The sequence below is a fragment of the Gottfriedia acidiceleris genome (assembly GCF_004138285.1).
In the GTDB taxonomy this organism is placed as follows: Bacteria; Bacillota; Bacilli; order Bacillales; family Bacillaceae_G; genus Gottfriedia; species Gottfriedia acidiceleris_A.
Window position 1 is genome coordinate 879,619 of sequence record NZ_SCFN01000001.1, and the last position, 26,204, is coordinate 905,822.

General features: G+C 31.9%; 29 protein-coding genes and 2 riboswitches. Of the genes, 25 read left to right on the forward strand and 4 right to left on the reverse strand.

What is annotated here, in order from left to right; genetic code table 11:
* Positions 1-82: 82 nt before the first annotated feature.
* The gene (locus EP747_RS04275) at positions 83-586 is read right to left on the reverse strand and encodes a DUF309 domain-containing protein (RefSeq protein ID WP_165346836.1); all 504 of its coding nucleotides are present in this window, start codon (positions 584-586) and stop codon (positions 83-85) included.
* Between the two features lie 110 nt (positions 587-696).
* The gene (locus tag EP747_RS04280) at positions 697-813 is read right to left on the reverse strand and encodes a YjcZ family sporulation protein (RefSeq protein WP_088010735.1); all 117 of its coding nucleotides are present in this window, start codon (positions 811-813) and stop codon (positions 697-699) included.
* Positions 814-1,020: 207 nt separating this feature from the next.
* Here EP747_RS04280 and EP747_RS04285 point away from each other — a divergent pair, with 207 nt between their 5' ends.
* The 13 genes from EP747_RS04285 to EP747_RS04345 all read left to right on the forward strand — a co-directional run bounded on the left by EP747_RS04285 (position 1,021) and on the right by EP747_RS04345 (position 11,405).
* The gene (locus tag EP747_RS04285) at positions 1,021-1,791 is read left to right on the forward strand and encodes a segregation/condensation protein A (protein ID WP_129688671.1); all 771 of its coding nucleotides are present in this window, start codon (positions 1,021-1,023) and stop codon (positions 1,789-1,791) included.
* A complete protein-coding gene (gene scpB / locus EP747_RS04290; RefSeq protein WP_129688672.1) occupies positions 1,791-2,372 on the forward strand; it encodes an SMC-Scp complex subunit ScpB in 582 nt (193 codons plus the stop codon). Before EP747_RS04285 ends, scpB begins: the two co-directional genes overlap by 1 nt.
* A gap of 72 nt (positions 2,373-2,444) precedes the next feature.
* A complete protein-coding gene (locus EP747_RS04295) occupies positions 2,445-2,840 on the forward strand; it encodes a hypothetical protein (protein ID WP_129688673.1) in 396 nt (131 codons plus the stop codon).
* An 18-nt stretch (positions 2,841-2,858) separates the two neighbouring features.
* Positions 2,859-3,353 (forward strand): DUF3907 family protein, encoded by a 495-nt coding sequence (locus EP747_RS04300; RefSeq protein WP_098860077.1) that lies wholly within the window; start codon positions 2,859-2,861, stop codon positions 3,351-3,353.
* Positions 3,354-3,521: 168 nt separating this feature from the next.
* Complete coding sequence (locus tag EP747_RS04305) at positions 3,522-4,508, forward strand: aromatic acid exporter family protein (protein WP_129688674.1); 987 nt, start codon at positions 3,522-3,524, stop codon at positions 4,506-4,508.
* Positions 4,509-4,660: 152 nt separating this feature from the next.
* Complete coding sequence (locus EP747_RS04310; RefSeq protein ID WP_129688675.1) at positions 4,661-5,584, forward strand: superoxide dismutase; 924 nt, start codon at positions 4,661-4,663, stop codon at positions 5,582-5,584.
* 136 nt (positions 5,585-5,720) lie between these two features.
* Entirely contained in the window at positions 5,721-6,875 is a 1,155-nt protein-coding gene (locus EP747_RS04315) for a D-alanyl-D-alanine carboxypeptidase family protein (protein WP_129688676.1), read from the forward strand.
* The gene (locus EP747_RS04320; protein WP_129688677.1) at positions 6,868-7,461 is read left to right on the forward strand and encodes a nucleoside recognition domain-containing protein; all 594 of its coding nucleotides are present in this window, start codon (positions 6,868-6,870) and stop codon (positions 7,459-7,461) included. The genes EP747_RS04315 and EP747_RS04320 overlap by 8 nt, the downstream gene beginning before the upstream one ends.
* Positions 7,462-7,992: a spore maturation protein gene (locus tag EP747_RS04325; protein WP_056466828.1), complete on the forward strand. Its 531-nt coding sequence runs from the start codon at positions 7,462-7,464 to the stop codon at positions 7,990-7,992. It abuts the gene before it with no gap.
* Between the two features lie 189 nt (positions 7,993-8,181).
* Positions 8,182-9,102, forward strand: coding sequence for a PLP-dependent cysteine synthase family protein (locus EP747_RS04330; RefSeq protein ID WP_129688678.1), 921 nt, complete (start codon positions 8,182-8,184; stop codon positions 9,100-9,102).
* Positions 9,103-9,105: 3 nt separating this feature from the next.
* Positions 9,106-10,260, forward strand: a complete 1,155-nt coding sequence (locus EP747_RS04335) for a bifunctional cystathionine gamma-lyase/homocysteine desulfhydrase (RefSeq protein ID WP_129688679.1) — start codon at positions 9,106-9,108, stop codon at positions 10,258-10,260.
* A complete protein-coding gene (locus EP747_RS04340) occupies positions 10,261-10,902 on the forward strand; it encodes a class I SAM-dependent DNA methyltransferase (RefSeq protein ID WP_129688680.1) in 642 nt (213 codons plus the stop codon).
* Between the two features lie 29 nt (positions 10,903-10,931).
* Complete coding sequence (locus tag EP747_RS04345; protein WP_129688681.1) at positions 10,932-11,405, forward strand: S-ribosylhomocysteine lyase; 474 nt, start codon at positions 10,932-10,934, stop codon at positions 11,403-11,405.
* 541 nt (positions 11,406-11,946) lie between these two features.
* Here EP747_RS04345 and EP747_RS04350 read toward each other — a convergent pair.
* Together EP747_RS04350 and EP747_RS04355 are read right to left on the reverse strand one after the other, a co-directional pair.
* A complete protein-coding gene (locus EP747_RS04350; RefSeq protein WP_088010721.1) occupies positions 11,947-12,219 on the reverse strand; it encodes a hypothetical protein in 273 nt (90 codons plus the stop codon).
* A 67-nt stretch (positions 12,220-12,286) separates the two neighbouring features.
* The gene (locus tag EP747_RS04355; RefSeq protein ID WP_129688682.1) at positions 12,287-12,565 is read right to left on the reverse strand and encodes a hypothetical protein; all 279 of its coding nucleotides are present in this window, start codon (positions 12,563-12,565) and stop codon (positions 12,287-12,289) included.
* Positions 12,566-12,807: 242 nt separating this feature from the next.
* Here EP747_RS04355 and rluB point away from each other — a divergent pair, with 242 nt between their 5' ends.
* The 12 genes from rluB (at position 12,808) to EP747_RS04415 (ending at position 26,157) form a co-directional block, all read left to right on the forward strand.
* Positions 12,808-13,536 carry a 23S rRNA pseudouridine(2605) synthase RluB gene (gene rluB, locus EP747_RS04360; protein WP_129688683.1) on the forward strand — a complete coding sequence of 243 codons (729 nt, stop codon included), beginning with the start codon at positions 12,808-12,810 and terminating at the stop codon, positions 13,534-13,536.
* A 280-nt stretch (positions 13,537-13,816) separates the two neighbouring features.
* On the forward strand, positions 13,817-14,344 hold the full coding sequence (gene resA, locus EP747_RS04365) for a thiol-disulfide oxidoreductase ResA (RefSeq protein ID WP_129688684.1): 528 nt from the start codon (positions 13,817-13,819) through the stop codon (positions 14,342-14,344).
* 28 nt (positions 14,345-14,372) lie between these two features.
* Positions 14,373-15,989: a cytochrome c biogenesis protein ResB gene (gene resB / locus EP747_RS04370; protein ID WP_129688685.1), complete on the forward strand. Its 1,617-nt coding sequence runs from the start codon at positions 14,373-14,375 to the stop codon at positions 15,987-15,989.
* A gap of 20 nt (positions 15,990-16,009) precedes the next feature.
* A complete protein-coding gene (gene ccsB, locus EP747_RS04375; protein WP_129688686.1) occupies positions 16,010-17,176 on the forward strand; it encodes a c-type cytochrome biogenesis protein CcsB in 1,167 nt (388 codons plus the stop codon).
* A 237-nt stretch (positions 17,177-17,413) separates the two neighbouring features.
* Positions 17,414-18,133, forward strand: coding sequence for a response regulator transcription factor (locus EP747_RS04380; protein WP_129688687.1), 720 nt, complete (start codon positions 17,414-17,416; stop codon positions 18,131-18,133).
* Positions 18,133-19,917 (forward strand): ATP-binding protein, encoded by a 1,785-nt coding sequence (locus EP747_RS04385; RefSeq protein ID WP_129688688.1) that lies wholly within the window; start codon positions 18,133-18,135, stop codon positions 19,915-19,917. The genes EP747_RS04380 and EP747_RS04385 overlap by 1 nt, the downstream gene beginning before the upstream one ends.
* A 147-nt stretch (positions 19,918-20,064) precedes the next feature.
* Positions 20,065-20,237: riboswitch (cobalamin riboswitch) on the forward strand.
* 123 nt (positions 20,238-20,360) lie between these two features.
* Positions 20,361-21,320, forward strand: coding sequence for an ABC transporter substrate-binding protein (locus EP747_RS04390; protein ID WP_129688689.1), 960 nt, complete (start codon positions 20,361-20,363; stop codon positions 21,318-21,320).
* Positions 21,286-22,338, forward strand: a complete 1,053-nt coding sequence (locus EP747_RS04395) for a FecCD family ABC transporter permease (protein WP_129688690.1) — start codon at positions 21,286-21,288, stop codon at positions 22,336-22,338. Before EP747_RS04390 ends, EP747_RS04395 begins: the two co-directional genes overlap by 35 nt.
* Entirely contained in the window at positions 22,335-23,120 is a 786-nt protein-coding gene (locus EP747_RS04400; protein ID WP_129688691.1) for an ABC transporter ATP-binding protein, read from the forward strand. Before EP747_RS04395 ends, EP747_RS04400 begins: the two co-directional genes overlap by 4 nt.
* A gap of 29 nt (positions 23,121-23,149) precedes the next feature.
* Positions 23,150-23,719 carry a cob(I)yrinic acid a,c-diamide adenosyltransferase gene (locus tag EP747_RS04405; protein ID WP_129688692.1) on the forward strand — a complete coding sequence of 190 codons (570 nt, stop codon included), beginning with the start codon at positions 23,150-23,152 and terminating at the stop codon, positions 23,717-23,719.
* 540 nt (positions 23,720-24,259) lie between these two features.
* Positions 24,260-25,168, forward strand: coding sequence for a phosphotransferase (locus tag EP747_RS04410; protein WP_129688693.1), 909 nt, complete (start codon positions 24,260-24,262; stop codon positions 25,166-25,168).
* A gap of 63 nt (positions 25,169-25,231) precedes the next feature.
* Positions 25,232-25,368: riboswitch (FMN riboswitch) on the forward strand.
* A gap of 219 nt (positions 25,369-25,587) precedes the next feature.
* Positions 25,588-26,157 carry an ECF transporter S component gene (locus tag EP747_RS04415; RefSeq protein ID WP_088010708.1) on the forward strand — a complete coding sequence of 190 codons (570 nt, stop codon included), beginning with the start codon at positions 25,588-25,590 and terminating at the stop codon, positions 26,155-26,157.
* The last annotated feature ends 47 nt before the right edge of the window (positions 26,158-26,204 follow it).

Below are 26,204 nucleotides of genomic sequence, written 5' to 3' on the forward strand. Positions count from 1 at the left end.
TACGAACCAACAAATTGCTATTTTTCTTAATTTCGAAACACTGAAAAAGGTGCCCAATTTTTTGCCACCTTTTCCTTTAACTCTAAATTTTTCTTCGTAATTCTAATTGCTTTAATCTTTCCGAAATGACATCTGTTCGATCTCTTGTAGAATGTTTATTAATTAAATCTTCCGTGAAAGACGAGTAATATTCTTTTTGATTTTGATATCTTTTAATCAATTCTTGGTCATTTATTGGGAGATCGAAAGGGTGAAATTCCGTTTCGTTTTGAAGATTTAGCTGTAAATCTGATATGATTTGTTGAAAGCGAAATTGATCAATTCCAGCCATTTCCAATAAATTAGAATCATTTGAAAAGGTAATGACGTGTCGAAATAATTTTTTAGCACCAGTAAAGTTTCTTCTTCTATAATGATATAACACTACCGATAATCTTATTAAACCTAACCAGACTTTTTTATATTGATGATTTAATTCAAGTTTCCATTGTTCCTCAAGAATTTCATGACATTCAAAAAAATCTTGATCAAAATGGAAATGGCATAAATACTTTATGTATCGCTCGTTTTTATTGTAATGGACCAAGTTTTTCACCTCTTTATTACTAAAATTTTATCAGAAATGGAGTTATTTAAAAAGAAGAAAGCCTAGAGCAATGTCTAGACTTTCACGTTTTGTTTATTCACGGGGTTAAATTAACAGACGAAAGCACATCCAACGATGATTAATAAAATAAATAATACTACGATTAAAGCAAAGCCTCTGCCGTGGCCGAAACCGCCGAACTCTGGAGAAACAGCACCTCTACTCATGAAATAACCTCCTTACCAAAAAATAATTCTTCTTGCACTGATATCTTATGAAAAATTTTAGAAAATGGTATAGGCGTAAAACTAAAAATTTAGGAACAAAGTAACTTCATCGATTAAAAAACCTTTTCTGTTATATAGTTTTATGAAATAATACTTTATACTGTTATTGAGTATATTTTTATTTTAAAGTAAGTTGGTGAGTAGTTTGTGAAGCAATATGAAGTTAAAATTGATGCATTTGAAGGGCCATTAGATTTATTACTTCATTTAATTCAACGATTTGAAATTGATATTTATGATATACCTGTATCTGAAATAACAGATCAATATGTTTCATATATTCATACAATGAAAGAATTAGAATTGGATATAGCAAGTGAATATTTAGTGATGGCAGCTGAATTACTTGCGATGAAAAGTAAAAGTATTTTACCTAATCATGAAGAACAAGCTGATTGGGATGCAATACTTGAAGAAGACCCTAGAGAAGAATTAATGAATCGATTAATTATATATAAGCAATTTAAAGAAGCGGCGATTTTATTTCAGGAAAAAGAATCTGAACGTGCGATGATTTTTACCCGAAATCCAGTTGATTTGTCCGAATATGGACCTAGACCAGAAGATATTGTCATGCCGACTGATGTTACGATTTACGATATGTTTGGTGCACTTCAAAAGCTATTTAAACGTAAAAAGCTACAAGAACCACTTCAAACTAAAATAGTTCGTGAAGAAATATCGATCGAAAAAAGAATGGATGAAATAATTACCTTCTTAAAAAGTATAAAAAAGAGAACTAATTTCATCAGTTTATTTCCATATAATGATAAAGAAAGTATTGTAGTTACTTTTTTAGCGATTTTGGAGTTAATGAAAACAAAAGACATTGTAGTAGAACAGGAACAAAACTTTTCAGAAATTTTTCTTACATCACGGGAGGTTTTTGAAGATAAGCAAGCTGAGGTGTACTTGTAATGGAACAGGAAAAAAATTTAGTAGGAGTTCTAGAAGGACTTTTATTTGTAGCTGGCGATGAAGGAATATCGATTGTCGAGCTATCTGAGACTTTAGAATTAAGTCAAACCGATGTTCTAGAATTAATTGAGAGTCTAAAAAAAGAATATGAAAATCCTAATAGAGGATTACAAATTAGAATTTTAGCTAACAGATATAAACTTACTTCAAAAAGGGAACATGGTGAGTTTTTCAAAAAATTAGTTGAAAGTCCATCGAACTCTTCGTTGTCACAAGCAGCTTTAGAAACTTTAGCGATTGTTGCATATCAACAACCAATTACGAGGACAGAAATTGAAGATATTCGTGGAGTTAAGACTGAAAAACCAATTCAAACTCTTGTCTCGAAATATTTAATTAAAGAAGTTGGACGGGCTGAAGGTACTGGACGTGCAATTTTATACGGTACTACTTCTGAGTTTTTAGATTATTTTGGTCTAAAAAACATTAAAGAATTACCTCCACTACCACAAGATTTAAAAATGGAAGAGGTTGAAGAAGAAGCAGATTTATTTTTTAGCAAATTTGAAAAACAAGATTAGTTAAAAAATTCTGCAAATCTGTTGTCATCCTATGTTAAACTAATACTATGGAAATCTTGGAGGGTGAAAGAATTGTTAATTTATAATTGTCATGGGTATGAATTAGTAAAGGCTCAACCAAATACTTCGGAAGATTTTTTTAATCGATCTGAAGTTGAATATGAATATAATGGTCAAAAAATTGTAACTTCTGTCTTGTATGTTCGCTTTTTTGAAGAACAACTATCTGAAGTAAGTGATTTAAAAACAACTAGATTATATGAAAATGGCGATCAATCAGTAGATTTTCGTGATATAGTAGCACTTGCGCTAATTATTAAAAATCCTGATTATCGAGGAAGAAAGCGAATATATATTAATGAATTAGATCAATTTGTAAAAGAGCTACAAGGTGTTGATTTTGATAAATTGGTAGGATATGCGAGAAGTATTAAACAAAATTCAAATAAAATAGAAATATCGATTTAAATTAACGGAGGGAAAAAAATGTCGAATAAGATGGTAGAGCATCAATTAAAAATTGTTGGTAATCAATTAGGGATTGTTGGTCTAGAGTGTAATTTGTTTTTAAATAAGAATTCTTTACCGTCATTTCAACATGAAAACCAAGCAGTGGATCCTAACTACTTAGAAAAAATACTTTCTTCATTACGTAGAATTACAGTATATTGTGAGGATGCTAAAGAAGTTTGTGAGAAAATTTTAAGTGGACAGTTCCATAAAGCAACAGCTGAAGATACTTTACATAAAATTTATCACAGATGTATCGCAGAATTCTTCTCTCCTAAAAACGATGCATGGTATGAAAATAGTCGTGCAGCATACACTGGTAATCAAGCGATTACATTCTATAAAGCTGTGCCAGGAACTGTCCAAGACCTATTTTCATCATTAGAAAAAGTTTTTCAACAAATGCGAGAAGAACTTGAGTATTATGAAACAGATTATTCAACAAAACTTATGCAACAATACAAACAGTAATTAGAAAAATTGTTAAATGTAAATAGTAATGTTAAGAGAAAAAGACTAGAAATTTTCTAGTCTTTTCATTTTGTACAAAACTCAAAAAAATTGGATATATATAGTAATTTTTATATAAGATACGTTACAATACAATAGAAATTTCTTTGTAAGAGAAGAGGACCTGAAATGAAACAAATGTATTCAATTGGACAAAGGACAATCAAAACAGCAATCGGAAGTGGTATATCCTTATTAATAGCAGAAGCTCTACATTTACAAAATTACAGTACTGCTGCCGTCGTTACACTTTTAAGTATTCAAAATACAAAACGCAGATCATTTATAGTAGCAATTCAAAGATTTGTTGCATCAGTTATTGCCATGTTAATTGGATGGATGATGTTTGAATTTTTAAGCTATACGCCATTAACAGTTGTCATTTATTTTCTTTTAACGATACCCTTATTAGTCACATTGAAGTTACAAGAGGGAATCATTCCAAGCTCAGTGATTGTTTTGCAAATCTATGTGAGTAACAATAAATCAATATCTTTCTTATTTAATCAAGTTGAAATTTTAGCAGTTGGGATCTTAATTGCTTTAATAATGAATACATATATGCCGAGTATTGAGAAGAAGATGGTCGAATCTCAAAAGAAAATCGAGCAAAATTTTAAAATGTTACTTCTTGGTATTGCTTTAAAAATGAAGGGTAAGGACGAAGATTCACAAAATGATTTAATTTATGAAACAAAAATACTTTTACAAACGGCGAAAACATTAGCTTATAGGCAAGTTGAAAATAGTTTTATAAAATCAAACTTATATTATATTAATTATTTTGAAATGAGAGAACGTCAATTTGAAATCATATCGAATCAAATCATCCCTTTATTAAAGAAGGTTGCATTAAATTATCCACATTCAAAAATTATTGCAGAATTTTTTGAGGACACAGGTGTTTACTTAAAAGAAAAATCTACGGGGATTGAATTATTAGGGGAATTCAGTCATATGATGAATGACTTTAGAAAGATGCCATTACCTGAATCAAGAGATGAGTTTGAGACTAGGGCTAGTTTAATGATGATTGTTTATGAATTGGAAAAAGTGATTTCATTAAAAATGGAGTTTTACTCAGAAAATCAGACCGTTTTAGAGAAGCTAAACTAATCATTTTATATAAGAACATGCGGAATTAACATCTTAATTTACGTGATTTCCATTAATCGTGTGAAACACGTGAATACCGGTAATAGCTATAAATTTAATATCATACAATGGAAAGTAGAAGAGAAATTTATTTTCTCTGATGGAGGTGTATGATGTTAAATCAATCTGAACTCGTCACTTACTTTCAGGAGGTAGAAATCTGGTGTGCGAATGTATTACAGTTGCTGTCTGAAAGATTTGACCATATTCAAGAAAAAGAATTATTAGAATATAAAGTAAAACTATTGTTAAACAGAATGGGAACAAAAGGTCATTATGTAGATCAAAATTCCTTTTTAGATGAAATTAGTATGGATGTGGATGATATACAGGAACGATTAATTTCAATTTTAAATGAAGAGGAATATGATGATAGTTATGCGTATCGGGTAATAGAAGTCGAAGAGAGAGTAGGGATTGGTAAACATGAGCTTCCACCTTTACCATATCCATATAATGCACTCGAGCCATATATATCAAAAGAAATCATGATGCTGCATCATGATAAGCACCATAAAAGTTATGTAGATGGCTTAAATAAAGCTGAGATTGAATTAGAAAAGGCAAGAAAAAATAAGGAATACGATTTATTAAAGCATTGGGAAAGAGAGCTTGCATTTCATGGGTCGGGTCATTACTTGCATACTATATTTTGGAATAATTTAAGTAAATCAGGTGGAGGGCAACCTCATGGAGTTCTTTTAAAACAAATTGAAGATGACTTCGGAAGTTATGAAGACTTTAAAGAGCATTTTACACAAGCTGCTAAAAAAGTGGAAGGTGTCGGTTGGGCGATTTTAGTTTGGGTTCCAAGATCGAATCGGTTGGAAATTCTTCAAACTGAAAAACATCAATTCTTTACTCAATGGGATACAATTCCATTGCTAGTTTTGGATGTTTGGGAGCACGCTTATTATTTACAGTATAAATTTGATAAAGACTCATACATTACAAACTTTTGGAACATAGTTAATTGGCCGGATGTAGATTATCGATATGGTTATGCTAGTCAATTAAAATGGCAACCCTTTTATTAATTGGCGAAAAATAGTAAGTGCTGGAATTGCTCAGGTTGTATATCTGAACAAGTTCAGCACTTTTTTTCTTAAAAAAAGTCATTTTTTTATAATGTAATTCGTAAACTTGTACTAATTAGGACTAACTGTGGAGTTGATGCGAAAGATGAAAAAATGGCTAGTAGTAGGAATCATTGGCTTATTTTTAATCGGAATTATTATTCCGACGAATAATGTTGAAGCATTTGGAGGAGTTAGTGCTAGAAATGCAGTTTTGATGGATCAAAAAACTGGACGAATCTTATATGGTAAAGCAATGCATGACTCTGAAAGAATCGCCAGCATTACAAAAATAATGACTGCAATTCTTGCTGTAGAGTCCGGTAAAATGCAAAACACGATAACAATTAGTTCAAGAGCAGTACAAACAGAAGGTTCATCCATTTATTTAAAACCTGGACAAAAAATTAAGCTGGAAGATTTAGTTTATGGTTTAATGCTTAGGTCAGGGAATGATGCAGCTAATGCAATCGCCGAGGCTGTAGGGGGTAGCATCGAAGGTTTTGTTTATATGATGAACGAGAAAGCAAAAGAAATCGGTATGAGTAATACATATTTTAGCAATCCATCAGGACTTGATCAGCAAGGAAAAGAGCATTACTCATCTGCTTATGATATGGCGCTATTAACAAGATACGCTATGGAAAATCCTAAATATGCAAAAATTGCAGGTACAAAAGTACACCGTGCCCCAAATACGGCAGAATCTTGGGATTATGTTTGGAAGAATAAAAACAAGTTGCTTACTTTTATGTACAAGTATAGTACTGGAGGAAAAACTGGATTTACTAAAAAAGCAAGAAGAACACTTGTTTCAACTGCTTCAAAAAATGGAATGGATTTAATTGTTGTAACACTAAATGATGGGCAAGATTGGCAAGATCATATGTCACTATTCGAATATGGTTTCAGTAACTATCCTTTAACGAAAGTATTAAGTAAAGGTGGAATTAAGGAGGTCACAAATAAAAAATATAAAGGACATGTTTATATGAAAAATGACTTCTCTTATCCATTAGATAAAAAAGAGCGAGATCAAGTAAGAATCACAATTGAAATGCAAAAGCCGACCAAGAAAAAAATCGCTAATGATGCAATTGTTGGTAAAGCGATTATTGAACTAGAAGGTGAACAAATTGGATTTAGAAATATTTTTTATAGTGATAGCAAGGTCAAAGTATTTACGAAAGAAATAATCCAAAATGGAAAACAGGTTCTCTTAAACTTAATGGGAGAGCACTCCGATGGTTAATATTATTTGGGTTGCTCTTACAATAATTGGTTTTATTTTTGCGATGATTAATGGCACCATGGATGAAGTGAATAAAGCAGTATTTGACGGAGGAAAGCAAGCAATTACCATTATTATTGGACTAGTTAGTGTTCTTGTTTTTTGGTTAGGATTAATGCGAATAGCAGAAGAATCAGGGTTATTAAAAATTCTTTCGAAATTATTTCAACCATTTCTATCATTCTTGTTTCCGAGAATTCCTAAAGACCATCCAGCACTTGGTTATATTATGTCAAATATGGTGGCCAATTTATTCGGTTTAGGAAATGCTGCAACTCCATTAGGTATAAAGGCGATGGAACAACTAAAAGTATTAAATAGAAATAGTATTGAAGCAAGTGATGACATGATTACATTTTTAACTTTAAATACAAGTGCAATCACTTTAATTCCTACAACTGTCATAGGAGTTAGAATGTCTTATCATTCTTCAAATCCTACTGAAATAGTAGGTGTTACAATACTTGCACAGGTCGTTTCATTTATTGGGGGACTCGCAGTAAATAGTTTTTTTGCAAGTAGGCGAAATCGAAGGGGGAGAAAATAAATGGGATATATGAATACGATATCACTTTATATCATTCCATTTATTATCGCTGTCATATTAATACATGGAACTTGGAAAAAGGTGCCGACGTATGAATCTTTTGTAGAAGGTGGAAAAGAGGGTGTAACAATTGCAGTGCAATTAATTCCATTTTTAGTAGGTATGCTAGTATCCATCTCGATCTTTAGAGCATCAGGTGCTCTAGAGTTTTGTGTAGAACTAATGCGTCCGTTATTAAGTTCACTAGGTATTCCTGCAGAAGTTTTTCCGCTGGCAATTATTCGACCTATTTCTGGTTCGGCTGCTTTAGGTATTACTTCGGATTTAATTAAAACATATGGACCAGATTCATTTATCGGAAGGCTAGCTTCAACTATGCAAGGTAGTACAGATACAACACTATATGTTTTAACGGTGTATTTTGGAGCGGTAGGTATTCGTAAAATGGGTGATGCATTAAAAGTAGGCTTAATTGCTGATGCAATCAGTATTATTTTTTCAATTATTTTTGTAACGATGTTCTTTTCTTAACTCAACCGATACGATTAAAAAAGTACTTTTATTTTAGGATAAAAGTACTTTTTTATTGCGCATTTAAAATTAATATCTTATAATACCAATAAGAATAGTTGGTATTAAGACAACGTTCAATTTTACCCATGTTGCATATAATGGATTGGAAGAAACTAACCTTTTTGTGACATAAAGGAGCTTGAAATTATGAAAGTTGTAAAGTCAGTACACGAGCTGATCGGATCAACACCATTGCTTGAAATTACAACATTCCCTTTACCAAAAGGAACAAAACTATTTGCAAAGCTAGAATTCTGTAACCCAGGTGGAAGTGTAAAAGATCGACTTGGAATGGAATTAATCGAAAGTGCACTTAATGAAGGGAAATTAGAAAAAGGTGGTACAGTAATTGAACCAACCGCTGGAAATACAGGAATTGGTTTAGCACTAGCAGCTATAAAATATGGCGTAAATGTGATATTTGTTGTTCCTGAAAAATTCAGTATAGAAAAACAAACGTTGATGAAAGCACTTGGAGCAAAAATTGTGAACACACCTACAGAAGATGGAATGACAGGTGCAATAAAAAAAGCGAATGAGCTCTCAAAAGAAATACCGAATTCATTTGTACCTTCACAATTTAGTAATGAAGCAAATCCAAGAACCTATTACAAAACATTAGGTCCAGAGTTAGTTGACCAACTCGATGGAAAAATAGATGTATTTGTTGCTGGAGCTGGTAGTGGAGGAACATTTACTGGAACAGCTCAGTATTTAAAAGATAAATTACAAAATGTAAAAACAGTTATTGTTGAACCAGAAGGATCAATATTAAATGGCGGCAAGCCAGGTTCACATGATACAGAAGGAATTGGAATGGAATTCATTCCTGCCTTTGTAGATACAAACTTATTTGATGATATTTATACAGTACTTGATTCAGACGCATTTCGTTTAGTAAAAGAACTAGCAACGAAAGAAGGACTTTTAGTTGGAAGTTCCTCAGGAGCTGCGTTATATGCAAGTTTATTAGAAGCAAAAAAAGCAAAACCAGGGAGTACAATCGTAACGATTTTCCCAGATAGTAGTGAAAGATACTTAAGTAAAAACATATATAGTGAGGGATAAAATATGAAGAAAAAGACGGCGTTAATACACGGGGGAATTAGTAGAGATGAAACAACTGGTGCGGTTAGTGTTCCAATTTATCAAACTAGTACGTATAAACAAGATGCTGTTGGCAAACATAGGGGATTTGAATATTCCAGAACAGGCAATCCGACACGACATGCTCTTGAAGAGTTAATGAAAGATATTGAGCACGGTGTTGCAGGGTTTGCATTTGCATCTGGAATGGCAGCTATTCATACTGTGTTTAGTTTATTCAAGACTGGTGACCATATCGTAGTGGGCGATGATGTTTATGGTGGTACTTACCGATTACTTACAAGAGTGTTATCAAATTTAGGTATAACAGCTACATTTGTTGATACAAGTAATATTACTTCAGTTGAAAATGTTATTTCACCAAATACAAAAGCAATTTTTATTGAGTCACCTAGTAATCCATTATTAAAAATTACTGATATTAAAGCAATTGCAAAACTTGCTAATGAATATGACTTATTAACGATTGTTGATAATACTTTTGCTACTCCATACTGGCAACAACCTCTTACAATAGGTGCTGATATTGTTGTTCATAGTGGAACTAAGTACCTTGGAGGACATAGTGACGTAGTAGCTGGGATTGTTGTAACGAATAAAGAAGAGTTAGCTGAAGATTTAGCGTTTTATCAAAACTCGATTGGTGGGGTTTTAGGACCAAACGATAGTTGGTTATTACAACGTGGTATTAAAACACTTGGAATTAGAATGGAAGAGCATGAAAGAAATACGCATGAAATTGTGACGTTCTTATCGAATCATCCAAATGTAAATAAAGTTTTCTATCCTGGATTATCGACACATCCAAATCATGAATTAGCAAAACAACAAAGCAGTGGATTTGGTGGCATGTTATCTTTTGAATTAAAAGAAGGTTTAGATCCAGAAGAATTTGTAAGTAAATTAAAGTGGTTTACATTAGCTGAAAGTTTAGGAGCAGTTGAAAGTCTTGTAGGTATCCCTTCAAAAATGACGCATGCTTCGATCCCAAGGGAAAAACGAATTGCATCCGGAATTTCTGATGAATTAATTCGATTATCAGTTGGTCTAGAAGATTTAGAAGATTTAATCGAAGACCTAGAACAAGCATTAATATTTCAAACATCAAAGGTGAGATAAATGGGTAGAGAGTTTTTAGATGTATTTACTGGTTGGGCAGAAAGTTACGATTCTTTTGTTCAAGGCCATGACCCAGAATATAAAGAAGCATTTCGACGTTATGATGAAATACTTAACGAAATTGTTAATAGAAGTGGAAACAGCGTCCTTGAATTTGGAATCGGTACAGGGAATTTAACAAAGTTACTTCTTAATAAAGGAAAAACTGTATTTCCAATCGAACCATCTCCTGAGATGAGAATTATTGCCTCAAAGAAATTAGGAGAGAATATTACGATTCACGACGGAGATCTAATTGATTTTCCAAAACCACAGGCCGAGATAGATACAATTGTAAGTTCATACGTTTTTCATCATTTAACTGATCAAGAAAAATATGAAGCTATTAAAATATATAGCTCATTATTGAACTCAAATGGAAAAATCGTATTTGCAGATACAATGTTTTTAACTGAAAACGAATATAAGAATGAAATTACAAAAGCAGAAAATGCAAATTATATCAATTTAAGAGATGATTTAATTAGAGAATATTATCCATTAATTCCAGTTGTTCGTTCACATTTTGAAAAAAATGGATTTGATGTGAAATTCGAACAATATAATGATTTTGTATGGATCGTTGAAGCTACAAAAAAATAGAGAGAAAGTAATTTAGGAGGAAATAAAATATGCCATCAGTTGAAAGTTTTGAATTAGATCACACAAAAGTTGTTGCTCCTTACGTTAGACACTGTGGAACTCATGCAGTTGGTACAGATGGAGTTGTTACAAAATATGATATTCGTTTTTGCCAACCAAATAAGCAAGCACTGAAGCCAGATACAATTCACACTTTAGAACATTTATTAGCTTTAAACGTTCGTGAAGCAGTACCAGCTGGTGACCCTTTTAAAATTATTGATTTATCACCAATGGGATGCCAAACAGGATTTTATTTAATAATCGCTGGTACACCTTCTATTTCAGAAGTAATCACATTATTACGTAAAACAGCTGAACTTGGACTACAAGTTGAAGAAGTACCTGCTGCAAATGAGCTTCAATGCGGCCAAGCAAAACTTCACGACCTTGAAGGCGCAAAAAAATGGTTAAAATATTGGAGCGAGCAAACAGACGAAACGTTGGAAAGCGTATTTGCTTAATATTGAAAAACGTCATCTTAAATGGATGACGTTTTTTTATATTAGACTGTTGGAAAAAAGATCATGCTAGAGTGCAAATAAAATAGGTGAAACTGCAATTAAAAAGGTCAAAACTGCAAAAAAAATTAAGTGAGTGCAAATAAAAAAGCTAAAACTGCAATTAAAAATGGCAGATCTGCAAATAAAAAAGTCGAAACTGCAAATAAAATTAAACTGCAAAAAAGACCACGGATCATTCATAAATTAGAGCGAACATCACAAGAATCTCGAAGACTAATTGTAAAATGGATTGAGAAATGAACAAATCAAAATAATATCATTTAAAAAAGATAAACAAGAATCTCACCCCAAGGTAAGTGGGCATCATGTAGTGGAAATCAACCTCATGCAGGCTCCTTAATTCGTTTTTCAACAGAATGAAAAAAACGTCATCCTAATTTTGATGGCGTTTTTGATTAACTAATTTATGGCCTTTTTAATTAATGTTGCTAATGATTACTAGATATAACTTAAAATTTAAATCAACAAAATGTTAAAAAACTTAATTGATCACAAGAAGTAATTTTTCTTTTGGAACGGTGAATTTAATTTCTCCAATATTTTCTTCAATATCTTCAATTGTTGGAATATCATCAAAGCTTTGAATTGAAATGGCATCATCTAAGCATAATAAAATATAAGGGAAATTAGTTTCTGTAGAGTCATAGATTAATTTGTATGCCTTTGAAGGTTTATCGGAAGTGAAAAATACATCGCCTAATTTAAACGAACCAACTGAATTATATTTTACTGCTGGATTAAAAGAATAATTCATATAGTAAGCTCCTTTTTCATTTTACTTATTATATTATTGACGGGTTCTTAATAGATTAAACAGCAAACTAGTAATTTGCTTGTATTGTAATAGATAGTTTGTTTTTTTGAGTTACCATTGTGACTTCACCAATCCAATCTTCAATATCTCCTAGGGTTGGCATAATGTCATAATTTTGGACTAGTCTAGCATCGGTTAATGAGACAAGAACATACGGGAAATCGTCTTCATTTTCCTCAAATACAAGCATATAGACTGTTTCATTCTTTTTAGTAATAAGGACACTACCTGGCGTAATAATTTTAGACCGGTCGAAAGCTGAGGAGTGTTTTAAAGTTAAATTCATATCTATTACCTCATTTCTGCAAATCTAGTAAATTATATGATAGATTTTTAAAAATATGATATTGAGAGAAGGAATAAGGAACAAGGGATTAAGGGGAAAAATGACGATGGGGCACTACTTGAAAAATGGAATCAAGGTTTAGATTTGGTGTTTAACTCACTTTATTCACAAAAAACCTTGTAGCTGGCACTTGTTTTCAATTGTATAAATCTGTATGATGGTTGAAGAGGTGAAATGATCGAATGGAAAGATTACAGAAAGTTATTGCTAGAGCGGGAATTGCTTCTCGTCGTAAAGCAGAAGAGTTAATTAAAGAAGGAAAAGTGAAAGTAAATGGTCAGGTTGTTACTGAGTTAGGTGTAAAAGTAAGTGGTAACGATCGTGTTGAAGTGGAAGAGATTCCGATTGATAAAGAAGAACCAGTTTACTTCCTTTTATATAAACCATCAGGTGTAATTTCAAGTGTTTCAGATGATAAAGGTAGAAAAGTTGTAACAGACTTTTTTCCAATGATTAAACAACGTATTTATCCAATTGGTAGATTGGATTTTGATACATCGGGTATCATTCTATTAACAAATGATGGAGAATTTTCAAATCTACTTCAACATCCAAAATATGAAATAGATAAAGAATATATCGCAAAAGTAAAAGGTATTCCAACTAAAGAGCAGTTACGTAAATTAGAAAGAGGAATTGTACTTGAGGATGGGAAAACGGCTCCAGCTCAAATTAAAATGATTTCACTTGATAAAAGCAAAAATACTGCAATTATAAGACTGATCATTCATGAAGGGAGAAACCGTCAAGTCAAGAGAATGCTTGAAGCGATTGGTACTCCAGTTATGAAGTTAAAACGTGAACGATATGCGTTTTTAGATTTGAGCGGATTAACTCCTGGTGATGCAAGAGAACTATCACCTCATGAAGTGAAAAAACTAAGAGCAATGGCTACAGCAAAGCCACGCTAATTATAAGTCAGACTGTTGATCACTACTTTCTTACTTAGTTACCTAACCTATTTAAAGTACTTATTTATAATCCGGTTAACATTTTTAGAAAATGGTTTTAATACAGTCTGATATCCTATTTTTTTCACTACGACTCGGTAAATACCGAGTTTTTTCTTTGCTATAAACATTTAATATTTCAGGATAAAAGATTGAAAATTTAGTCTTTTTTGAAACGTATCAAATTTCTATTCAAGAATAGGAAATAATGATATTCTATCATATGGGAGGAACTGTATATATGAAGAAAAATAGAACGTTAATTCGAACGATTATCCTATTAGTTTTGGTTTGTGCAATTGGTTATACTTTTTACATAAATTTCTTTAAGAAAGATGAAGTTATTACTAAAGGAAGTAAAGCACCAAACTTTGCTATGACGGAGCTGAATACTGGTAAAAAATATACTCTTTCAGGTGAAAAGGGAAAAGGCGTAATTGTTAATTTTTGGGGTACTTGGTGTGAGCCATGTAAGCGAGAAATGCCTTTTATGAATGAAATCTATTCGAAATATAAGGGAAAAGGTATCGAGTTACTTGCAATGAACGCAGATGAATCTAAATTTTCAGTAGAAAGATTTGTAAGCGATTATAAACTTAATTTTCCAGTCGGAATAGATAAAGATCAAGAGGTTTTAAATACATATGGTGTTAACCCTTTACCAACTACGTTTTTTGTAAGTCCGGATGGGACAATAAAGAGAATCGTAACTGGTCAAATGACACCAAATTCTTTTGAAAGTTATATTAAAGAAATATTGCCAAAATGATGAGTGTACATTAGTAAGGGGAAATAAAATGGAGACTTTTAAATGTGAATGTGGTCATCTTAATCATGTAGGTACTGTAATATGTGAGTCATGTGGTAAACCTCAAGATGAAAAAGCAACCGACATACTTGATATGCGCTATGAAGGGACTGCTAGAAGATCAATCGTTAATAATCAAACTTATATAGATAAAATATGGACGTTTTTTTCATCTGTAAAAGTAGCTGTTGTAATCATTCTAATTACGCTAGTAGCAGCAGCATTAGGTACTATTTTTCCGCAAAGAGATCTACTACCGCCTACTGCGAATCCTGCAACATATTATCAAGATGAATATGGAATCTTTGGTAAAATATACGATGCAATTGGTTTGGATAATACGTTTAACTCTTGGTGGTTCATGTTACTTGTTGCATCGATTGGGATATCACTAGTAATTTGTAGTTTAGATCGAATTTTACCACTCTATAAAGCTCTAAACAAACAAACTGTTACTAGACATCCAAACTTTTTAAAAAGACAAAAAATGTTTGGAATTAGTAGAGTTGATCATATTCCAGACGAAATAGAAAAAGCTAAAGTTAATTTACGTAAAAGAGGTTATAAAATACGTGAAGAAAACGGCAATATCTTAGCAGAAAAAGGTCGTTTCTCTCGTTGGGGTCCATATGTAAACCATATAGGGTTAATTATCTTCCTTATTGGGGTAATGATGAGATATGTACCAGGAATGTATATGGATAAGGCTCTATGGGTTCAAGAAGGCGAATTAAAACCTGTCGTTGGTACAAACCAAAACTATTATATTAAATTAAATGATTTCCATATGGAAACGTATGATAAAGATAAAGAAGGTAAAGTTTATAAAAAAGCGATTGAGCGCTTTGGAAATGATAAAATACCAAAAAACTATCAAGCCGATGTTACATTGTATAAACGCGAAGGAAATTTAATACCAGGAGAAGATCCAAAACTTAAAAAAGTAAAAGATTATAGTATTAAAGTTAATGAACCTCTAAAATTCCAAAACTTCGCTCTATATCAAGTAGATTATCGAATTGGTGAATTTAGTGCATTTTTATTTACATTACAAAATAAACAAACAGGTGAAAAATTAGGGCCTATAACAGTAGATTTACAAAATCCAAAAGAAGTATATGACTTAAAAAATGGATATAAAGTAGAACTTAAAAATTATTTTCCAGATTTCTATTTTAACTCTGATGGTCAACCTGATACAAAAACAAGAAAACCAAACAATCCAGCGTTTGTATTTAAAATGACTACTCCAAAAACACCAAAAGGTGAAGTAGCATTTGTTGCGATCAAACAAAATATTGAACCAAATGGTGAAAACAAATATAAAATGTCATTTGCAGGTATTGAAACTAAAGATTCAACAGGTTTAACAGTTCGTAAAGATTTAACTCTTTGGTTACTAGGACTTGGAGGAGCAATCTTTATGATTGGTGTAATTCAAGGTATGTATTGGTATCACCGACGCATTTGGATTCAGAATCAAGATGGGGAAGTTTGGGTTGCGGCATTTACAAATAAAAACTATTATGGTTTAAAGATGGAATTAAAGAAAGTGTTTGGAGACACAAAAATAGAATTGCCGGTCGATCAACAAGCTAATGAATAGTGTTTAACTAGGGGGAAAATATGTACGAGCTAAGTAGTAATTTTTTATTTATCGCGTTTATTTGTTATATAGTAGCTACTTTCTTTTTTGGCGGCTCGATGAAAACAAATGATAATGGTCCTAATAGATGGGGTACAATTGGTATTACGATTACATTAATAGGATTCTTATCGCAAATTACTTATTTTATTTTAAGATGGATTGCTGCTGGACATGCACCTGTAAGTAATCTATTTGAATTTATTACATTCTTTGGAATGATGTTAATTTTTGCGTTTATCATGATTTATTTTATGTATCGCTTAAATATAATTGGATTATTCGCATTACCGTTGTCAATTATCATCATTGCTTATGCATCAGTATTTCCACATGAAATCAAACCATTAGTTCCATCTTTAAAAAGCTATTGGTTACATATCCATGTAACGACTGCAGCTTTAGGGGAAGCTATTTTAGCGATTAGCTTTATTACAGGATTAATTTATTTAATTAAAAATATCGATCAAAAAGTATCAACAAAGAAAACATTTTGGCTAGAAGCAGTTTTATATTTCTTAGTAACGGTAGTTGGTTTCGTCGTTATTTCAACAGCATTTACTGCATCTGGATACGAAGCTAAATATAATTGGGTTAATAAAGATAAAGTACAAGAAGAAATGGTCTATAATCTTCCATCACTTGTTGGTCCACATAAAGGTGAATTGACTACAAAAGATAAATTTGAAGCACTTGCAGAAATGCCTGCTATGGTTAATGCTAAAAAATTGAACACTGTAATTTGGTCAATTTTTGCTGGAGCAGCATTATATGCAATCATCCGTTTAATTTTAAGAAAACGAATTGGCGCATTTTTACAGCCTTTTGTACAAAAAGTCGATAGTGAATTATTAGACGAAATCGGATACCGTGCTGTAGCGATTGGTTTTCCAGTATTTACACTTGGTGGACTAATCTTTGCTATGATTTGGGCTCAAATTGCTTGGACAAAGTTCTGGAGCTGGGACCCAAAGGAAGATTGGGCATTAATAACATGGTTATTCTATGCAGTGTTTCTACATCTTCGTTTCAAACGAAATTGGCAAGGTGAAAAATCTGCTTGGTTAGCTGTACTAGGATTTGCAATTATTATGTTTAACTTAATCGCTGTTAACTTAATCATTGCAGGCTTACACTCTTATGCGTAATTAATAAAAAGCCCTGTAAAGGAATAAAACTTCCTTTACAGGGCTTTTTTTCTAATTTATATTTTTACGTTCATATGTATTTAAATTTGGCTCCCTAGAAATGGTACTCTTGCTTTCTAGTTTTTTTTCACTATTTTATGGAAATAATAAATTCTAAGAATTATGTAAAAATGTTCACAAATTATACTAGAATATCCAATTTTTATTATGTAAAATTATGAAGAGGGGGTCGAAATTATGGATCAAAATATAAAAATACTAATAGCAGATGATGAAGATCGTATTAGACGATTATTAAAAATGTATTTGGAACGTGATGGATATAGTATTGATGAAGCTGAAAATGGTGAGGATGCTTTAAATTTAGCATTGAAGAATGAATATTCTTTAATCGTATTAGATTTGATGATGCCTAAAATTGATGGAATTGAAGTTTGTAGGGAATTACGAAAAACAAAAACAACGCCTGTGATCATGTTAACGGCAAAAGGTGAAGAAACAAACCGAGTTCAAGGTTTTGAAGTAGGTACAGATGATTATATCGTAAAACCATTTAGTCCGCGTGAAGTAGTTCTTCGAGTAAAAGCTCTATTAAGGCGCTCTTCACCAGTACCAGTATTTACTTCAGACAATACTTCAGCGAAGGATATCGTTGTGTTTCCACATTTAACGATTGATAATGACGCTCATAAAGTAATTGTTGAAGGAGAAGAAATCAGTTTAACACCAAAAGAATATGAACTACTGTTGTTTTTAGCTAAGGCACCTGACAAAGTATTTGATCGTGAAACATTATTGAAATCAGTTTGGCAATATGATTTTTTCGGAGATTTACGTACCGTAGATACACATGTAAAACGTCTGCGGGAAAAACTAAGTAAAAGCTCTGAGGATGCTGCGAAAATGATCGTTACCGTTTGGGGTGTAGGTTATAAATTTGAAGTAGGTCAGGAGTAATGATCGTAAGAAGTTTAGTTGGAAAGCTTTGGCTGACAATTATCTTACTAGTCTCTCTTGTATTATCATTCTTGACATTTGTCTTAATAGGATTTTTTGAAAAATTTTACATTGACCTTCAAGTACAAAATATGAAAGATGATGCCACGAAAATTGCACAATTAATAGAAAATGGTCAACCACTCTCAAATATTGAGTATTTGTCAAATAATATTGTTAGTAGATATTCAAGAGTAATCATTTCTATTGACGGTCAAGAGCCATGGTATTCAAATAATACATATGGCATACAGGAGCTACCTTTTAAAGAAATAAAAAATGATGAAATCTTAAATAAAACGTTAACTGAAAATAAAGAGGTCAGTAAAAGACTTGTTTACGGTGAAAATAGTGAGAGAGAAAAATTAGTAGTGGGTGTTCCGTTAAATACAAACTCAAAAAATGGAGCTGTATTTATATACCAAACATTACAACCTGTAAAAGTGATGATTCACCAAACGACTAATTTTGTCTTGCTTGCGGCATCGATTGGAATCGTATTAACAACATTTTTCTCATTCTTTCTTTCCTCTAAAATTACAGCACCACTTAGAAAGATGAAAGAAGTTGTAAGTAGTATGACTTCAGGGAATTTTAATGTGAAAGTACCAATCCATTCGAGTGATGAAATTGGAGAACTTGCTTATTCATTTAACAAGATGAGTAAACAATTAAATTTTAATATGAATGAATTAAAACAAGAAAAGGAGAAAGTTTCTAATATTATTACAAGTATGGTAGATGGTGTAATTTCGATTGATAAAGAAGGTCAAATCGTGACATCAAATCCACCAGCTGAGCGCTTTTTGAAAATGCTTAATGATGATCAGTTAGAAGAACCCTCTTCTCTTGTTTTAACGAAGGAACTATTAGATTTATTTGTATTAGTAGTCGAAAGTGAGAAAAAGCAATTTATTGAATTAAATTTCGATCAAGGCAATTGGCAAGTTTTAATGTCGCCTCTTTATAATCAAACAAATATAAGAGGCGTTGTAGCGGTGATTCGAGATGTTACAGAGCAAAGACGTTTAGAAAAGATGAGAAAAGATTTTATAGCGCATGTTTCTCATGAGTTACGTACGCCTATTTCTTTATTACAAGGTTATAGCGAAGCGATTGTAGATGGTGTAGCAGAATCCAAAGAAGAAATGCAAGAATTGTCACAAATCATTTATGATGAGTCACTTAGAATGGGTCGATTAGTAAATGATTTGTTAGATCTAGCAAGAATGGAGAACGGTTTTACTGAATTAAATAGAGAGTTCGTTCCTCTAGTACAATTTGTAGATCGAATTTTACGCAAGTTTAAAGGGTTAGCAAAGGAAAAGAATATTAAACTATTTGGTGAAATCGACAACGTTCCACATTTAAATATCTACATAGATGAGGATCGAATGGAACAGGTTTTTACAAATTTAATTGATAATGCAATAAGACATACGAATGAAAATGGAAGAATAATTGTTTCAGTAAATCAAAATGAAAGATCAACTACATTTAATTTTATTGATTCAGGTGCAGGTATTTCAAATGAAGATTTACCATTTGTATTTGAACGTTTTTATAAAGCGGATAAAGCTCGTACAAGAGGTAGAAGTGGAACGGGTTTAGGTTTATCAATCGTTAAAAATATTGTTACAGCACATGGTGGATCCATCCAAGTCTATAGTGAAGAAGGACAGGGAACGACATTTAAAGTTAAAATACCGCATAATTTACGAATGAACGAAAAAGATGTAGAGTAATCTTGTTTCATATAAAACATATTACCATAATGTTTAGAGACAAAATTTCTGCAAAACACACAAAAAACAAATAGATGGTTAGTAAAATAATAAACATATAAATAAAATAATTGAATTCTTACCCGATTTATCTTACGATTGAATTAATGAAATATTGATGAGTTTAGTGCAAGTATTGCTTAAAAGGGAATCTGGTATAATCCAGAACTGTCCCCGCAACTGTAATGTGGACGAAACGAATATCCACTGTTCGAAAGAATGGGAAGGTCGGAGTAGGTTGAAACAAAGTCAGTAGACCTGCTAAATTCATCCTTGTTCAATTCTTCGGGGAGTAAGAATTTGAAGCAGCAGTTGCAAGATTTCTTGTATATATATGTTGTTTCAGCCCCGTTCAAAATGAATGGGGTTTTTTTATGCTTTCCAATTATATTAGGAGGATTTAAATGAAGAAGTTTTTATCAAGTTTAATCATTATGTTATTGTGTTTAGGTTTATTTGGTTGTAATAATGATACGACGCAAAAAAAATCGAATGTAAGTAAGAGTGAACAAGCAACTTTTCCAATGACTGTGAAAGATGCAACGAACAAAGAAATTAGTTTTAAAGAGGCACCTAAAAAAATAGTATCACTAATTCCTAGTAATACGGAAATCTTGTTTTCGATTGGAGAGGGCAAGGATGTTATAGGGGTAACGGATTTTGACAATTATCCAAAAGAAGTAAAAACAATTGAAAAAGTCGGCGGAAATAATGCCGATATGACGTATAATGTTGAAAAAATTATTTCATTAAAACCTGATTTAGTTTTAGCACATGAATCAAGTTTAGGGATTTCTGCTGACGGTTTAGAACAATTAAAACAAGCTGGAATTAATGTTTTTGTCGTAAAAAATGCTGCAACTATTAATGATGTTTATGATACAATTCTACAAGTTGGTGAAATAACGGGAAAAACTGAGCAGTCTAAAAAAGTTATAAGTGGCATGAAAACGAAATTAGATGAAATTAGTAAAAAAACAGCAAAAGCATCTACAAATCCAAAGGTTTGGCTTGAAATATCAGGACCACCGGAAATATATACTGCAGGTAAAGGTACTTTCCTAGATGAAATGATTTCGATTATTCATGCTAAAAACATAGCGGAAAACGAAAAGGGATGGGTACAGTATAGTGAGGAATCAGCGATCAAAGCGAATCCTGATGTGATTTTAACAACTTATGGAGATTTCGCTCCAAACTTAGAAAAAACTGTAATGGCTAGAAAAAACTGGCAAACAGTAAATGCAATTAAAAATAAACGTGTATATGATATAAATGCAGATACAACATCTAGACCAGGTCCAAGACTTGCAGAGGGAGTCGAAGCAATTGCAAAGGCGGTATACCCAGAGCTTTTTAAATAATACATATTTAATCTTTTTAATTCCAGTTATCATATTAATTTTTTTATTTATTTTAGGGGTTTCGATCGGGTCTACATCGATTCCCTTTTCTTCTATTATTTCTAGCTTTTCAGATGCTCTATTTAAAACTGATTATGTCCCAGCAGATATACAAACAATTGTTATGAATATACGAGTGCCAAGAGTAATGTTAGCTGCCTTAGTCGGTGCATGTCTTTCATTAGCAGGTGTAGCGTTTCAAGGAATACTTAAAAATCCATTAGCTGACCCTTTTACATTAGGTGTCTCTTCAGGTGCCTCTGTAGGAGCGGTGGTTGTTTTGTTTTTTCAAATAAGCTTACCCTTTGTAACTTATTTTACATTGCCAGTAGTTAGTATATTATTTGGATTTGGTACACTCATCTTGTTATTACTATTTGTTCGAAAACTAGACCGCTCTCTTAATGTAGAGACAATCATATTAGGTGGTATTATAATAAGTTCATTTTGTTCTGCATTATTATCATTATTTATAACTTTTTCAAATAATGAATTACGTGCAGTAATTGGATGGTTAATGGGTAATATTGGTGGGAGAGGCATTCAGTACTCTCTTAGTTTATTACCGTTTTTCATAATTTCTTTCTTAATTTTATTTAGTCAAAATAGGCAGCTAGATGCGATGACATTCGGTAGCACAAATGCAAAACATATCGGAATTGATGTGAAAAAATCCACTTATTTAATTTTGTTGACTGGAAGTATTTTATCTGGTGCAGCAGTAGCTGTTTCTGGAACAATTGGATTTGTAGGATTAGTTGTTCCCCATTTTACTAGAACACTTGTAGGACCATTACATAAAAAATTACTTCCTTTATCGATGATAAATGGCGCAATATTTTTAATCGGGTCTGACATATTATCGAGAGTTGTTTTAGCCCCAAGAGAGTTACCAATCGGGGTAATTACTTCATTAATTGGTGCTCCAATATTTGCTTTTATATTACTATCTTTGAAAAGAAATAGGGGAAAAGTATGATCAAATGTCAAGATATCTCATATTCATATGATGGAATTCATACTGATTTGGATGAACTGTCATATTCTATTAATCAAGGAGAATGGCTAGGAATTATAGGTCCAAATGGGAGTGGAAAGTCAACGTTTTTAAATATTCTTTGTGGACTTTTTAAGCCGTCTAAAGGAAATGTAATGTTGGATGGAGAATTTGTTTCTAGTATGTCTAATAAACAAATAGCAAAAAAGATTGCTGTTTTATCGCAACAAAATTCCTATACATATTCTTATGAGGTAAAAGAAACAGTTAAACTTGGACGTCTTGCTCATTCGTCTTCCTTTTTTCCTACTTGGTCCACAATCGATGAAACTGCGGTCAATAATGCAATGATGATGACAGGTACTAAGAAGATGGAAAAAAGCTTCATAAATGAAATTAGTGGTGGTGAGCGTCAAAGAGTATTTCTTGCTCAATGCTTTGCTCAGGAAACACCATATATTTTTTTAGACGAACCAAGTAACCATTTAGATTTAATGCATACAATTAAAATTTTAGACGTTTTAAAGGAATTACAAAAAAAAGAAAATAAAACGATTGTAACTGTTTTTCATGACTTAAATTTAGCAAGTCTTTACTGTGATCGATTATTAGGATTAAAGGACGGAAAAATTTATATCGAAGGAAAAACAGACGCAGTTTTAAGTGAAAATTTATTAAAAGGTTTATATGACACATCTTTTCAAATTTTAGATAATCCCGAAACAAATAAAAAGGTTATTATTTATAAAAGTAATGTATTGTAAATTAAAATTGAAAAAAGGAGAGGTTTTTCATGAAAATTTATACAAAAACTGGGGATAAAGGTCAGACTAGCTTAGTAGGTAAACGAGTAGATAAAGATGATTTAAGGGTAGAGTCTTACGGGACAATTGACGAAGTAAATACAATCGTTGGGTACGCAATGACATATTTAGATCATGAAGATACGAGAGATATATACAATGCACTTCAAAAGATCCAACATGAACTATTTGACTGTGGTGGAGATTTGGCAGTAGTAAAGGATAGCATCCCTTTTAAAACGACAGAGAAAATGGTTGAAGAGCTTGAAACATTAATAGATGAATATATGGAAGCAACTCCCCCATTACAGCGTTTTATTTTACCTGGTGGGTCAAAACCTGCTGCAATCATTCATCAAGCAAGAGCGGTAACGAGACGTGCAGAAAGAACGGTCGTAACATTAATGAAGCAAGAAAACATTCATCTTCCAGTATTTTTATATTTGAATCGATTATCTGATTATTTCTTTGCACTTGCAAGGGTAATCAACACCCGTTTAAATATTAAGGATGTTGAATACGAAAGAGGAGCTATCGTATTTCGAACTGATAAAAAATAAATAATAAAAATAGCGTTTGAATAGTTAAATTTTTCTAATCAATCGCTATTTTTTTTGTATAAATAATTTTTTTCAATCATAGAATGATTGAGTGTATGTTAGTAAAAGTATGTTTTTGGCGTTTACAAATTCGATTTGCTCAATACTTCTTAAGTAATATACATAAAAAAGAGTTAAAGATTTGAAATGATTTATGCGCATAGTCTAATTTTTTAATGAATTAACATTTCTCAGGTAGGAGGCAAATAATGTTTGATTTTCTTAGGAGATGTTTGTTGATAGTTGTGTTTGTTTTAACGATTGGCCTTTTATTTATCGGAGGGAATCGAGAGAAATTAAAGGATATAATATTAGATAAAAATTTTCATGAATTAAAAATAGTTTCAAATCCTTAGACATTTATTTGGCCTTATTAGTTTAATAATTAGTGTTAAAAAGACCGATTGTTTTTAGAACTTCTACTTTAAATGTAAATTACTAATAAATTTGGTAAAGTACATTTATATGTGAAGTTCTATTTTTTATTTTAAGGAGAAAGAAATGACTAATATATGGGATCCGGCGATTGTAATTGAAGAGGAATTAGCGAAAGAAATAATAAAGATACAATTCCCAGAAATAAAAATAAATGTAATAGAAAAAATTGGTGAAGGATTTGACAATACTGTTTTTTGTTTAAATGATGAAATTTTACTAAGATTTCCGCGAAGAGAAATAGCTGTAGCAATATTAAACGTTGAAAGAAAATTACTCCCAATTATAAATAATCATTTTGAATTGAAGACAACAGTACCAATACTAGATGGAAAACCATCTGAATTATTTCCTTGGCCATTTTTAGGATATAATTTTATTGTGGGAAAGCCTCCAATTTATTTAAATAGAACTGAGAGAATTTTAATGATTGAACCAATCGCAAATTTCTTGAAAAATTTGCATTCAATAAAATTCGATGAATTAAAGGGGATTAATTTACCGTATGATGAGTTGAAGAGATTAGATATAAACTTCCGTAAACCTCAGGCTAAAAAATATATACAACAAGCAATACAGAAGAAACTAATTGAAGATGAACAAAAAATTAAACAATATATTGGAAGCTTAGTTGAAATGAAAAGTGAGACACCCTTAGTTCTTGTTCATGGTGATTTACATTTTAAGAATATGATTGTTAATGAACAGAATCAACTTGTAGGAATTATTGATTGGGGTGATGCTCATATCGGAAATCGTGAATTAGATTTATCTATTATTTATAGTCTAATTCCGAACGATATGAGAGGTGCGTTTTTTAGTATTTATGGTAATGTTTCGGAAGCGTCAAAGAAACTAGCTCAGTTTAAAGCCGTCTATACAACAGTTGTTTTGTTGTTGTATGCGAACGATCAAAAGGATATTCCGTTAGTAAGATTTTGTCAAGAAAATCTAAATAATGCACTAAATGATTAGTTGGAGATTTTTATTTACAAACTGTATTTAATTTAGTAACATTAAACTGTAATTTAATAAACGATCTATCTTCGGGGCGGGGCGAAATTCCCCACCGGCGGTAATTAAGCATTGCTTATAAGCCCGCGAGCCTGAATTTTTGGGCAGGATCTAGTGCGATTCTAGAGCCGACAGTATAGTCTGGATGGGAGAAGATGGAGGTTCGCAAGTTCAAAAAATTTTTCTTTTTGAACGCTTATTTGGCGCGCTGAAAATTCTCCCCTATTTCAAAAAATAGGGGATTTTATTTTATTTGCATAATTTTATACTATTTTTTCATTTTTTTAATTTGGACTTATTATAATATGTGCAAATAATAACGCTTCTTAAGCGAACCTTTCATTTTTCTTGATATGATCGGGAAAAAGGAGAGAGGTATTATGCAACAACGCAACAAAGTAAATAAAATGGTAGTAGTAGCAATGCTTAGCAGTATTTCTTATCTTCTGATGATGCTGGATTTTCCACTTCCTGCATTCCCAGTATGGCTACAAATTGACTTTAGTGAGGTTCCGGCACTAATAGGAGCAATTGTTTTTGGTCCTGTAGCTGGAATTGGCGTAGAGTTAATAAAAAACATCCTTCACTACGTTATAAATGGTAGTATGACTGGCGTACCAATAGGGGAATTTGCTAATTTTAGTGCTGGAGTATTATACATTTTACCTGCGTCGTATTTCTTTAGAAAATATCGTTCAGTAAAAGGTTTAACTCTTGGATTAATCGTTGGTACTGTAGTAATGACGGGGATTTTAAGCCTATTAAATTATTTTGTGTTATTACCTGCATATGCACATTTCATGAATTTTAACCTACCAAATGAAGTAATTGTCACATCAATTATGCCATTTAATGCAATTAAAGGTCTGTTAATCATGATCTTATTCTTAGTTATCTACCCTAAATTAAAGGTTTGGTTAACTCAAAGAATGAATGTCCATAACGTATAAATAAATGAAAGTGTCTACTAAATTTTGGTAGACACTTTTTGTTTTTT